The organism is Staphylococcus sp. GDY8P94P (assembly GCF_017892255.1).
GTDB lineage: Bacteria > Bacillota > Bacilli > Staphylococcales > Staphylococcaceae > Staphylococcus > Staphylococcus cohnii.
The window spans coordinates 1-11,318 of sequence record NZ_JAESKU010000024.1; the positions used below are offsets into that span (position 1 = coordinate 1).

The 11,318-nt window shown below is 30.8% G+C and carries 12 protein-coding genes and 1 pseudogene; 9 read left to right on the top strand and 4 right to left on the bottom strand.

Translation table 11 applies throughout. From position 1 onward, the window contains the following. Window positions 1-441: pseudogene (locus tag KA926_RS12835) on the top strand (NAD(P)/FAD-dependent oxidoreductase); the annotation flags it as partial. A gap of 480 nt (window positions 442-921) precedes the next feature. On the opposite strand, the gene KA926_RS12840 reads toward KA926_RS12835, so the two are convergent. Beyond that, the gene (locus tag KA926_RS12840) at window positions 922-1,692 is read right to left on the bottom strand and encodes a DUF536 domain-containing protein (protein WP_210122873.1); all 771 of its coding nucleotides are present in this window, start codon (window positions 1,690-1,692) and stop codon (window positions 922-924) included. Window positions 1,693-2,136: 444 nt separating this feature from the next. On the opposite strand from KA926_RS12840, the gene KA926_RS12845 reads away from it, so the two are divergent. Further along, window positions 2,137-3,075 carry a replication initiator protein A gene (locus KA926_RS12845; protein ID WP_210144558.1) on the top strand — a complete coding sequence of 313 codons (939 nt, stop codon included), beginning with the start codon at window positions 2,137-2,139 and terminating at the stop codon, window positions 3,073-3,075. Window positions 3,076-4,244: 1,169 nt separating this feature from the next. Further along, window positions 4,245-4,436, top strand: coding sequence for a hypothetical protein (locus KA926_RS12850; protein WP_210122869.1), 192 nt, complete (start codon window positions 4,245-4,247; stop codon window positions 4,434-4,436). A gap of 154 nt (window positions 4,437-4,590) precedes the next feature. Here KA926_RS12850 and KA926_RS12855 read toward each other — a convergent pair whose 3' ends face one another. Genes KA926_RS12855 through KA926_RS12865 form a run of 3 tightly spaced genes read right to left on the bottom strand, consistent with a single transcriptional unit; the run spans window position 4,591 to window position 6,405 of the window. Beyond that, a complete protein-coding gene (locus KA926_RS12855) occupies window positions 4,591-5,058 on the bottom strand; it encodes a DUF334 domain-containing protein (RefSeq protein ID WP_210143281.1) in 468 nt (155 codons plus the stop codon). A gap of 43 nt (window positions 5,059-5,101) precedes the next feature. Next, window positions 5,102-6,061: a relaxase/mobilization nuclease domain-containing protein gene (locus tag KA926_RS12860; RefSeq protein ID WP_210144560.1), complete on the bottom strand. Its 960-nt coding sequence runs from the start codon at window positions 6,059-6,061 to the stop codon at window positions 5,102-5,104. Next, entirely contained in the window at window positions 6,043-6,405 is a 363-nt protein-coding gene (locus KA926_RS12865; protein ID WP_245335876.1) for a plasmid mobilization protein, read from the bottom strand. The genes KA926_RS12860 and KA926_RS12865 overlap by 19 nt, the downstream gene beginning before the upstream one ends. A gap of 412 nt (window positions 6,406-6,817) precedes the next feature. Here KA926_RS12865 and KA926_RS12870 point away from each other — a divergent pair, with 412 nt between their 5' ends. The 6 genes from KA926_RS12870 (at window position 6,818) to KA926_RS12895 (ending at window position 10,950) form a co-directional block, all read left to right on the top strand. Continuing rightward, entirely contained in the window at window positions 6,818-7,183 is a 366-nt protein-coding gene (locus KA926_RS12870) for a plasmid mobilization protein (protein ID WP_245335875.1), read from the top strand. 71 nt (window positions 7,184-7,254) lie between these two features. After that, window positions 7,255-8,274 (top strand): ribose utilization transcriptional repressor RbsR, encoded by a 1,020-nt coding sequence (rbsR, locus tag KA926_RS12875; RefSeq protein ID WP_210143288.1) that lies wholly within the window; start codon window positions 7,255-7,257, stop codon window positions 8,272-8,274. Window positions 8,275-8,398: 124 nt separating this feature from the next. Beyond that, window positions 8,399-9,280, top strand: coding sequence for a ribose/proton symporter RbsU (rbsU, locus tag KA926_RS12880; RefSeq protein ID WP_119487833.1), 882 nt, complete (start codon window positions 8,399-8,401; stop codon window positions 9,278-9,280). 20 nt (window positions 9,281-9,300) lie between these two features. Continuing rightward, complete coding sequence (gene rbsD / locus KA926_RS12885) at window positions 9,301-9,705, top strand: D-ribose pyranase (protein ID WP_119487832.1); 405 nt, start codon at window positions 9,301-9,303, stop codon at window positions 9,703-9,705. Between the two features lie 24 nt (window positions 9,706-9,729). After that, window positions 9,730-10,644 carry a ribokinase gene (gene rbsK, locus KA926_RS12890; protein ID WP_119487831.1) on the top strand — a complete coding sequence of 305 codons (915 nt, stop codon included), beginning with the start codon at window positions 9,730-9,732 and terminating at the stop codon, window positions 10,642-10,644. A 210-nt stretch (window positions 10,645-10,854) separates the two neighbouring features. Then, window positions 10,855-10,950, top strand: coding sequence for a type I toxin-antitoxin system Fst family toxin (locus tag KA926_RS12895; protein ID WP_081338801.1), 96 nt, complete (start codon window positions 10,855-10,857; stop codon window positions 10,948-10,950). Window positions 10,951-11,318: the final 368 nt, after the last annotated feature.

Consider the following 11,318-nt stretch of genomic DNA (forward strand, 5'->3'; position numbering starts at 1 on the left):
TTTTTACTTTGCAACAGAACCTTAAAAAATGTAGATAAAGATGGCAACGTAATTTCAAATAAAGAAGAGATTATCCCTATAGATTTTGTATGTTTGTCTGGAGGTTTAACGCCTTTATCTGAGCTTCTTGGATTATTAAATGTATCATTTACTTATGTAGAAAGTTTAGGAGGGTTTATTCCACTGCACAATGATGCCATGGAGACTGAAATAAATAATCTGTATATAGCTGGAAATATAACAGGTATTGAAGGAGCTATGGTGGCTATGAAACAAGGAGAAATAGCTGCTTATCAGATATTAGGTTGCGCTGACAAAGTGAAATCAGTCCAAAATGAACTTTTACAAGAGCGTCGCGAAGCGACGATACAATTCCATGAATGTATCGAAGAAGGACGAAATTATATTAATGATATGTGGAAGTCTTCTGAGACTATCTAAGTTTTATTTACTAATATTTTTTATCCACATTTGACAATGCTATACTCCTTACTGGTCGCTTCGTTCAACACATCATACTAATTAATTAAGAGCAAGACTCTTTTTAAGTAATTCAATAATATATAAATATTTATTATGCAATAACTATTATTTTACCGAAAATGAATATTCCTATAATAATTAAAGTTAGAATTCTTCTCATTGGTAATAATCTCCTTGCATGTATATCAAACAATATAAAAATAACAAACAATTAATAATTTATATTGAGTATTTTCTATAAAATATTATTTTGTTTAATTCAGCTTATAGATTTTGAAATTAGTGACTAGAATTATTAAAGGCTACCAGTCAACACTAATTACTTTTATAGATTATTTTAATCTAATAAACTAATTAACATAATCGATGATTATCAGAAGTTCTCACTATATAAAAGGCACTAAAAGGTTATAACCTTTTAGTGCCTAATTCATTATATTAGCTACCAAACAAACGACTCCAAAACCCCTTTTTAGGTGGTTCTGCTTCCTTATCCTCAGGCCCACTCTCTATTTCTTGAGATGGTTTATCATCTTTCGCTAATACTTCTTCATTTGTACTGTCATCCTTTTTCTCTTCAGTTATATCCTTATGTTTTACTTCTGTTTCTGTTGGTTGACTTTTCTTTTGTTGTTGGTTGATATTTTGAGATTCTTCAGTAAAAGTTGCTTCTTGCGGTTTAACGTTTTGTCTATCATTAGTCACTGTATCAAAAGAATAATTAAGCTGTCTTTCTTCTTCTAATTGGTTTTCTAGTTTTTGAATCTTTTTATTACTTTCTAAAGCTAATATTTGTTGATTCTCCAACAGTTTATTTAATGTATTAACATTGCTATTTTGTTGATCTAGTTGTTTAGTTAGATTCTCAATATATTTTTCATCATTTTTAGCTCTAGTTTCAAAGATTTCTATTTGCTTTTCTAATTCATTTGCTTTTGTTTTTAATGTCTCAGAACTATTTGAATTATTATATATATGCTTTTCAACTTCTGCAGTATTTTCATCAAACATTTCTTTTTTTACTGATTCTTTATTTTGCGTTGTTCTTTCTTTCTTAGTGATTTTTTCTATAATTTTCAAACAATCATTATCATTAATATAATTAATTCCATTTTCTTTTTCAAAAGATATATTTAAGCTTTTAGCATTATTAACAATAGTTTGTTTAGTTACATCCAATTCATCAGCAACCATTTTAATAGTTTTCATAATACCCACCCTTATGTACCTAATTTAGTACCTAAATTTTACCACCTAGCAAATATTTTTTCATCTTTTACCGCCTAAATTTACACCTATTTCACTACCTAAGTGCCTAATTAGTTACCTATTGGATATTTTTGGTGCCTAATTAGGCACCAAATTAATAAATTCTACTATTTTGAGGTTATAATGTGCTTTTAACTACACTTAAAACGCTTTATATACGACCATAAAAGTGTTAATATTACTTTATGAATATTAAAAGAGTCGATGCTATTGGCGTAGCATCGACTCTCGGTAATAAAACGATTCGCATTCGTTTGTTTATATATTTTTTTGATACTTGTATTATATATATCTAATCATCTAAGTGCAAGCACAAAACATATAACTTACGTAAAAATTGTTTTATTACCTCAATCCAAAAAAAGTGGAAATGAGGTTTTTATTATGCCCAATTTTGAGAAATACAATTTATCACAAGTAAAAACTGAAAGGTTTTATCAACTGCCTAAATATTTATTTGAAGATATATATTTTAAGAAAATGTCAGCAGAAGCCAAAATTATGTATGCGTTATTAAAAGATCGTTTTGAATTATCCATCCAAAATGAATGGGTAGATAAAAATAATAACATTTACTTTATTTTCAGTAATAAACATTTGTGCGAATACTTAGGTTATGCAGAACAAAAAATCATAAAATTGAAAAAAGAGTTAGTAAGTTTTAATTTACTAACTCAAGAACGTGTTGGCCTTAATAAACCCAATAGATTGTATTTATTAAAACCCAATTATGATGTTGAAGGCAGTCGTACCAAGGAACTTCCAAATTCACAGTTCCAGAACAATGAATTTGGAAGTTCTAGAACTATGAATTTAAGTGGTCAAGAACTTCCAAATTCACAGTCTAATGATACTGACTTAAGTAATACTGATTATATAGAGACTGAGAATAATGATACGTATGATATGAATGATACATATAACAATTCAATAAGTCATAATCATTCGGGTCATACAAATCATCAACAAACTGAATTTAATAATGATGCGCTTAAGTTCCAACTCCTTGAAGAATTACCAAAACAACTTCAAGATTATTTAAGTAAATTTGAAATCAGAGAAATTCGTATTATTAAAAGTGTTTTACTAAAAGGGAAAAAATCATTTAATAACTCCCATGATACATATTATCGTTTAGAAGGCGTGGAGTTTGAACTTGTCAGTGTCTTAAAACGTTTTAAAGCGATGTTGCTACAAAAGAATGAAACCGTTGAAGCTATGCAAGGATATTTAATGCAATCGATTAAAGCTGAACTTGAAGAAATACATGCACTTAATATGCGTCGTCAAAATATACCTAAACATAATATCTTTAATCAATAATTCAACGGCAATTTAGGATTTTGAAAAACAAAACAATTATTTAAGAAATTAAGGCGGTTTTGTAGGGTGTTTATGGCATTTATCTTTGGATCTATACCAGTTTTAGTTTTAATAGCTATCGCAAAACTTGGTCAAATTATAAAACAAAGTAATAAACATTAGCTTAAAGTTTAGCGTTTATTATGCTTTTTTGCCTCTGATGGAACTATAATGTTTAACTGCTATAGTCGAGGAATTTTCATGCTATATTTTAAATTTTTGTTTGTGACATTAGAATATATTTATTTCGCTCATATTTGTGTTTTAAGAGCTTATATAAGTATTGAGGTATTAAAACTACAAATTTATTCCTAAACCTTTAAAATACCCATTAAAATTCAAAGTAAGGGTATTTAAATTTTAATGAGTTTTGTGATAAAGTTTGCTGAAAATGAGTAATTTGTTATATCTATTTTAATGTGGATTGGAATTTTTGTTGCGGTTTTTATTGGTGGAGGGAGTGTATTTTTGGCTTATTATTTTGGAGAGAAAAATAAAAAGTAGAGTACACATTTATACCGAGAAAATTATTTTTGTTGAGAAGAACCCTTAACNNCTAAACTTGCAGACGAATGTCAGCATAGCATGAGCTATTAAGCCGACCCTTCAACAAATTTTGAGATTGTTAAAGGTTCCGAGGGTCAACATCAATAAAGCATTGTGTATTATAATACAGGGGGGTAGTATTAAAAAAATATTATCTGTTAATTCAATTGTTGTTTTGATAGGGGTTAATATACTGTTTTCTTTTTTATTATTAGCCATGAATTGGATTTTTTTAGATGAATATATAAAGTATATGAGTCAAGCAGATATTGTTAATAATGATAAAAATAGTATAGTTAAAACTGGTTATGTCATTGGCCTAGTTTTTAGATCTTTATTTTCTTTATTTTGGATTTTTACTTTTATTTTATTTAGAAGACTGATTATAAAGCGTATAAAAGGGATCTGGTGGATATTATTTATATATGGATTTATTAGTATTTCTGCTTATACATATTATGTTTTTAAAGATTCTTTTTATTTGTTTACCTTATTAAGGATCTTACAATTATTTATTTCATCAATGTTGTTTATAATCATTTTCACAAAAGCTTTTAGACTTGATTTAAAGGGAGAGAAAGATTATGAATAGGATCAATATTGAGTTTTTTAAATTTTTAGTGTTTTTAATTTTAACTATTCTTTTTTTAATTATGTGTATTGCCTTAGGTATTTATTATTATCTATGGGTGGTTGCTATTTTTGCGTTGGCCACAGGTTGGTTTTTTTGGAAATATAGATATTTAAAAAATAAGGATGATAAAAATAACGATTGAAAAAATATATAATTTTAGGTTTTTAGAAACGAATATAAATGAGTTTCACCTTGACGCTATATAGAAGTAATTCATTTTTTGATTATGCTTTGTTTTGTATGATAAACAGCCGTTTAAAACTATGTGTATGTACATAGTTTTAAACGGCTGAATTTTATCTTAGATTCTCAAAAGCTTTTAAAATAATGAATATGATTAATCCTAATAAAGCGTAAGGTAACACATACAATATCAACATTAAATAGCGCCAAACACTATCACTTGTTTTAATAACATGATTAATTAATTCATAAAGCTGTGACACCCCAAAATATTCTCCGATGGGCCCTGTTACTAGGACAACCAAAGCTATAATTGCTACAACGAAAAACATCCCTGTAATACCCGTTGTCATAAAATGAAGTGATTTGTTAAAACTATCTATGAGTTTATCGTTTTTCTCTGTTTTACTTTGAATCAATTGCTCATACTCGCGCACTTGTTTATCTGTTGCTTGTGTTTTTGCTTCAATCTTTTTATTTAAATCGTTCACGCCGTTCATAATCCCTTTAAAATTAAGCCTTAAAGCCTCTTTAAAATCTTGCTTTTGATTATCTGTATCAATTCGTTCAACATAATGCAATGCTGCATTCTTGAAACGTTTTTCTGTCTTTTCTGTTGCTGTATCAAAGTTCGAGATCGAACCCTCGAGATTTTTTAACAGTTCGTTGTTCCTTTGCTCTCTCTTGTTCTCTCTGCTCTCGATCTCTTCGAGCCTTTTCATGAGCCAATCTTGCTGCTTCAGTACTTTGTCGATCACTTCGGAGTTTTGCGGCGTCTTGGGCGAATTTATCCCAAGCTGATCCAGTTTTTGATTGATTTGATTCATCTTGTCGAGTAGTTCCTTGTCGCTCTTGCTCATGTTGTCTTTGTTGATTTTGTCGTCTAAATCCAATTTCTAAGCCCCCTTTGTCGAATAGATCTCCTAATTTATTGCCACGTACTTTTTTATCTACCTCTAGATGTCTGTAAGTAATGGTTTTATCTGTAACACGTTCAATCGCTATGTTTAGTTCTTGTAAATCATGGGCCAATTCGTCTAGATTTGCTGCATGACTTGCGTTAATCGCTTTTCTAATTTCGTCTTTCCATGAATTCTGACCCTTTTTCCTTATTTCTAACTCTGCTTGGGTGTACCGCATTTCTGCCTGGGCGTTAGGCACAGACAATCCATGTTCATGACAAATTTCATCGTTGGCTTGTCTTATGTCTTTAAGTGCTTGCTTATTGTTATTAAACTTTTTACCGTTTTCTAAGTTCACTGCGTTAATCACAATATGATTGTGTATATGATCGGTGTCGTTATGTGTATACACGGCGACTTGATGATTGGGTGCGATTTTCTCAGCGAGTTCTACACCCAGTTGATTACATTGCTCTGTTGTGACTTCACCTGGTTTGAAAGATTGAATGACGACATGCCCCTGGTTGCCGTCTGTTTGGCCGTAAAGTTCGCGAGAAGCTTTAAATGCTCCTTTGGCGTAATCGACATCACATAGGACGCCGCTCTTTGCTTCAGCACGTTTTTCAGCATAGTTGATGGCTCTTGCGGTTGATTTAGTTGAACTTATTTTAGCTGTTGCCATATGTGATTCAACTCCTTACGCATCATGGCGATATCTTGTTGCATCTCTTGATTCATCGCACGCTCGCCATACGTATTTAAAGCTTTCGCGATTTGGTTTAAGTTGCTGCCCAACTTACCCAAATCTTGGGCTATCGATTGTCGCGTAGTTTTGTCTAATTTGGGCGCGACCAATCGAGCCCCGTGTGCCTTGTTTTTAACAAACGAAGGCACACTCATATTCAAAGTTTCAGCTGAGGCTTGTAACTTTGAATATTCGGATTCGCTCACTCGAAAACTAATTTGTTTCGGTTCCTTGCGGTCGGGGTTACGGTTTTGCCCGACAGCTTCGTTACCTGCACGCATTGTTTTACGTTCGCTCACAATCCCACCTCGCTTTCTAACAAAAGAACACGTTGTTCCGTTGTTGATATTATAACATAATATCAACTTCCTCACATCGTTTCAGAGGTGTGGCAAGCAATGGGGATGCTAGCCACTTCGTGCCTAGATACCCTGCTTGTTGGTGGATAAATCCCCCAAGCCCCCTGGGATTTTTTCTACGAAAAAATAGCAAATACTCATGAGTATTTGCTTAGTACAACGCGCAAAAATGTGCGCATTAAATCATGAGTATTTACTCATAAAATATTAATATCTTTATTTTAGTAATTACTCACCAAATCATTCCACCTATGTTAAAATGAAAACTAAGCAATCACTCAATAAAATAGGTTGATTTTATATGAGCTATTACTTAGTTAAAGGTGGAATGAAAATGCCAAGTCAAAATCAAAAGAAAGCCAAAACGATTAATATTAATTTAACGGAAGCCGAGTATGAAAAAGTGAAACAGTTAGCTGAAATCAGAAATTTGAACCCCACAGCTTATACACGGTTAGTTGCTTTAGGCAATCGAATCAAACCAACGGTCGTTGAAATGCCTTCGAATCAAATGACGATTGATACGAATGAAGATATTGAAGATTTAAAATCGCAAGTCCAATCTAATGCGTATTACGCCAACATGTTTAAGCGATTTGCGAGTTATATTGAAGATGATCGTTTTTATATTAATCTACATGAAGTCCAAAGTGATCGGGAGTTGATTCAAGCGATTCATCAAGTTAAAAAAGAACAATAAAAATTGGAACGTTTATATAAAATTAAAATAATGAATTTTAATATAATAATTCTAAAGGGGGATAATAAGAATTGGCAAAAATTTCAATTAAAGATGTTGCTAAAGAAGCAGGGGTGTCACTCACTACTGTTTCTCAAATTTTAAACAAAAAAAGTGATCGTTTTTCAGAAAAAACAGTAAATAAAGTTGTTGAAGCTAAAAAAAGATTAGGTTATTTTCCTAATAAAAACGCACAACAATTAAGGGGAAATAATATAAAGTCTGTGGGGGTTTTATTGCCTAATCTCACTAATCCTTTCTTTTCTACAATGATGCAAACTATGGACAGTTATAAATCTGATAATGTAGATTTATTTTTTTTAACAGCAAAAGAAAATGAAATAGAAAAAGGCATTATTCATCTTGTTGAGCGAGGAGTAGATGGTTTAGTCATTGCTCAAATGATTAATAACCCGTCGATATTAAACAATTATTTAAATGAACACAATATACCTTATATAGTTTTAGATCAAAGTGATGATTATGGGTTTACAGATATTGTTAGAACAGATGAAAAACGAGGGGGGAAACTGGCAGCAGAACATTTAATTGAATATGGTCATACAAAATTATTAATTGCTCAACCTTATATGCTTACTAGTAATATGCAAGCGAGAGTAGATGGGTTTAAGCAACATTGTGAAAATTATAATCTTGCTTCTCCTTTAGTTATTGAAACAGATTTATCTAAAGAAGGAGGATTTAGTATTGTGGATCAAATCATTGAATCACAAGTCAGTGCAATTTTTGCTATGAATGATGAAATGGCAATTGGTATTATAAGAGGATTAGTCAATAAAGGGTTAAACATACCTGATGATATATCTATTATCGGTTTTGATGATATAGATATTGCGAAATATTTGAATCCTTCTTTAACTACAGTTGCTCAACCTATAGAAAAAATAAGTAAAGCTTCATTGAGTATAATAACGAATAAGTTACAAGATAGTAATGAAGATGGGATACATAATATTAATTTAGCCAATGAGTTGATTATTAGAGAAACTACAAAAAAATTAAATAAGTATATAAAAAGAAGCAAAAAATGAAATTCTTTGCTTCTTTTTATATTATGTGAAAGCGTGTACAAAATATAATGGAGGTGTTATTATAATTAAGTAAAACGTTTTAATAAAACCTTTTACTTAATTATAACAAGTTAGAGGTGTCTTAATGGATATAGTAGCAATATTAATTGGTTTAGGACCATTAATTGGTTGGGGTCTTTTTCCAACAATTGCTTCTAAATTTGGTGGACGTCCAGTCAATCAAATATTAGGAGCGACTGTAGGTACCTTGATTTTTGCTTTATGTTTTGCATTTATTCAAGGTATGAGGTTACCAACAGGAGCAAATTTAATATTTTCACTGATTTCAGGTATAGGTTGGTCATTTGGACAAATCATTACTTTTAAAGCATTTGGTTTAATTGGATCTTCTAAAGCTATGCCTATAACTACAGCATTTCAATTATTAGGAGCTTCACTTTGGGGCGTTTTCGCATTAGGCGACTGGCCTGGTATTTTAAATAAAGTAATAGGATTTACCGCATTATTGGTCATTTTAATTGGAGCTCAAATGACAGTGTGGAGTGAAAAAAAAGAAAAGCAATATGCTAGAAATTTAAGAAAAGCAGTCATTTTATTATTAATAGGTGAAATAGGCTATTGGGCATATTCTGCTGCGCCACAAGCAACTGATATTGGTGGAATGCAGGCCTTCTTGCCTCAAGCAATCGGTATGGTCATTGCTTCAATAATTTATGCTTTCATTAATATGAAAGGTGGAAACGCATTTATTGAAAAAGTGAGCTGGAAGCAAATAATTTCTGGATTTTTCTTTGCCTTCGCTGCTTTGACATATTTAATTTCAGCTCAACCCGATATGAATGGTTTAGCAACAGGATTTGTATTGTCTCAAACTTCTGTAGTACTAGCTACATTGACAGGTATTTATTTCTTAAATCAAAGAAAAACATTAAAAGAACTTATTGTTACAATTATAGGTCTAGTACTCATAATAGTAGCAGCTGCTGTTACAGTATTTATTAAATAGAGAATTGAGGGATTTAATTTATGAAAAAAAATAAAGTGTTGAATAGTCATGTATCAAAAGCAATAGCAACGTTAGGACATTTTGATATATTAACTATAAATGATGCAGGTATGCCTATACCTAATGACGAACGTCGTATTGATTTAGCAGTAACTAAAGATTTACCAAAATTTATTGAAGTACTAGAAGTTGTTTTATCTGAATTAGAAATTCAAAAAATTTATCTGGCTACAGAAATCAGAAATCAAAACCCTTATCAACTGGAACAGATATATGCATTAATTGGAGAAAATGTAGATGTGGAATTCATTGAACATGACGAAATGAAGCAAAATTTAAATAGTTCAACAACAAAAGCAAATATTCGTACGGGAGAAACAACACCATTTTCAAATATTGCTCTTGAGTCGAATGTGACTTTTTAATATATATATAAAGGAGAATCTATTATGAAAAATAATGTAGTAGTTATCGGTTCTACTAATGTAGATAAAATTCTTAATGTAAAAAGATTTGCTAAACCTGGAGAGACTATGCATATCTCAAATGCTCAAAAAATTTACGGAGGTGGCAAAGGAGCTAACCAAGCAATTGCTACTGCACGATCAGGCGCAAAAACTACTTTCGTTTCTAAAATAGGAGATGAAGGTGACGCAAATTTTATGGTTGAAGGTTTTAAGAAAGAAAATATAAATACAGAAAATATAACAACAACAAATACTGCTGAGTCAGGACAAGCATTTATTACTGTTGATGAAAATGGTCAAAATACTATATTAGTATATGGTGGGGCTAATATGGAATTAAACGAGGAGGATGTAGATAAAGCAACGGAAGCAATTGCTAATGCCGATTATATTATCGCACAATTAGAAATACCTGTTCCTGCTATTATTAAAGCATTTGAAATTGCTCAAAAAAATCATGTTACTACTATTCTAAACCCAGCACCAGCAAGTGAATTACCGAAAAAATTACTGAATCTAACCGATATTATTATTCCTAATGAAACTGAAGCAGAATTATTGAGCGGCATTCCAGTAGTTGATCATTCATCAATGAAACAAAATGCAGAGTATTTCTTATCATTAGGTATAGAAATTATTATTATTACGTTAGGTAGTCAAGGTACTTATTATGCAACGCAAGAAGAATCTAATTTAATACCCGCATTTAAAGTGTCAGCTGTTGATACCACAGCTGCGGGAGACACTTTTATTGGAGCATTTGCTAGTCGCTTTGATATCAATAATCTTAATTTTGAAGAAAGTATAAAATATGCTAATAAAGCAGCTTCTATTTCTGTTCAAGTAGAAGGAGCGCAAAAGTCTATTCCATTTGAGGAAGATGTATTAGATGTATAAAAATTTATAACGTAAATGAGAGACTTGGTTTTCGAATAATTTATATTAACAACACCGATAATTATTCGAAGTTAAAAAGCGTACATCTTGTACTTATTTAACATAATTCAACTTATCGGAAGTTATCTGTAACTCAATGATTAGAAATGATATAATACAAAGGTCGTCGTTCACTTCTGTGCTGTATTTAGCATGGAAGGAGGTGACATCATGTTCAGTACACTATTTGTAACTATTATAGCTCCTATCGTAGTAGGAATTATACTCACATTATTTTCTTATTGGCTAAATAATCGTGAGAAGTAGTTTAGCGACGACATATAGCTAATACACCAAAAAGAGCCCGATAACTATTCGCAGTAGTTATCGGGCTCGGTGTTTATCATGTTAGTACACTATTTGTTAATTGCATTATAACATCATAGTGGAGAGGAATGCAAAATTAAGATCTATATAGTAGGATAAAATAATAAAAAGAGTATTATAGGATTACTAATAATCGTTTTCTTTTCTTTTTTATTTATTTTTAGTGAAACGATAAATATATTAATATGTATTTAGATATTTTTAATTTTAAGTACACTTTATTCATATAATAATTTAGAAACAATATATTAAAAGATTAATTTATTTGAAAACAGCTTTTAAAAGGAATACTATTAAATTAACTAAAA

What these genes read in the sequence shown, in the direction of transcription:
- KA926_RS12840 (WP_210122873.1), bottom strand. Translation starts at nt 1,692, where the DNA reads ATGAAAACTATTAAAATGGTTGCTGATGAATTGGATGTAACTAAACAA.
- KA926_RS12845 (WP_210144558.1), top strand. Translation starts at nt 2,137, where the DNA reads ATGCCCAATTTTGAGAAATACAATTTATCACAAGTAAAAACTGAAAGG.
- KA926_RS12850 (WP_210122869.1), top strand. Translation starts at nt 4,245, where the DNA reads ATGAATAGGATCAATATTGAGTTTTTTAAATTTTTAGTGTTTTTAATT.
- KA926_RS12860 (WP_210144560.1), bottom strand. Translation starts at nt 6,061, where the DNA reads ATGGCAACAGCTAAAATAAGTTCAACTAAATCAACCGCAAGAGCCATC.
- KA926_RS12865 (WP_245335876.1), bottom strand. Translation starts at nt 6,405, where the DNA reads ATGCGTGCAGGTAACGAAGCTGTCGGGCAAAACCGTAACCCCGACCGC.
- KA926_RS12870 (WP_245335875.1), top strand. Translation starts at nt 6,818, where the DNA reads ATGCCAAGTCAAAATCAAAAGAAAGCCAAAACGATTAATATTAATTTA.
- rbsU (WP_119487833.1), top strand. Translation starts at nt 8,399, where the DNA reads ATGGATATAGTAGCAATATTAATTGGTTTAGGACCATTAATTGGTTGG.
- rbsD (WP_119487832.1), top strand. Translation starts at nt 9,301, where the DNA reads ATGAAAAAAAATAAAGTGTTGAATAGTCATGTATCAAAAGCAATAGCA.
- rbsK (WP_119487831.1), top strand. Translation starts at nt 9,730, where the DNA reads ATGAAAAATAATGTAGTAGTTATCGGTTCTACTAATGTAGATAAAATT.
- KA926_RS12895 (WP_081338801.1), top strand. Translation starts at nt 10,855, where the DNA reads ATGTTCAGTACACTATTTGTAACTATTATAGCTCCTATCGTAGTAGGA.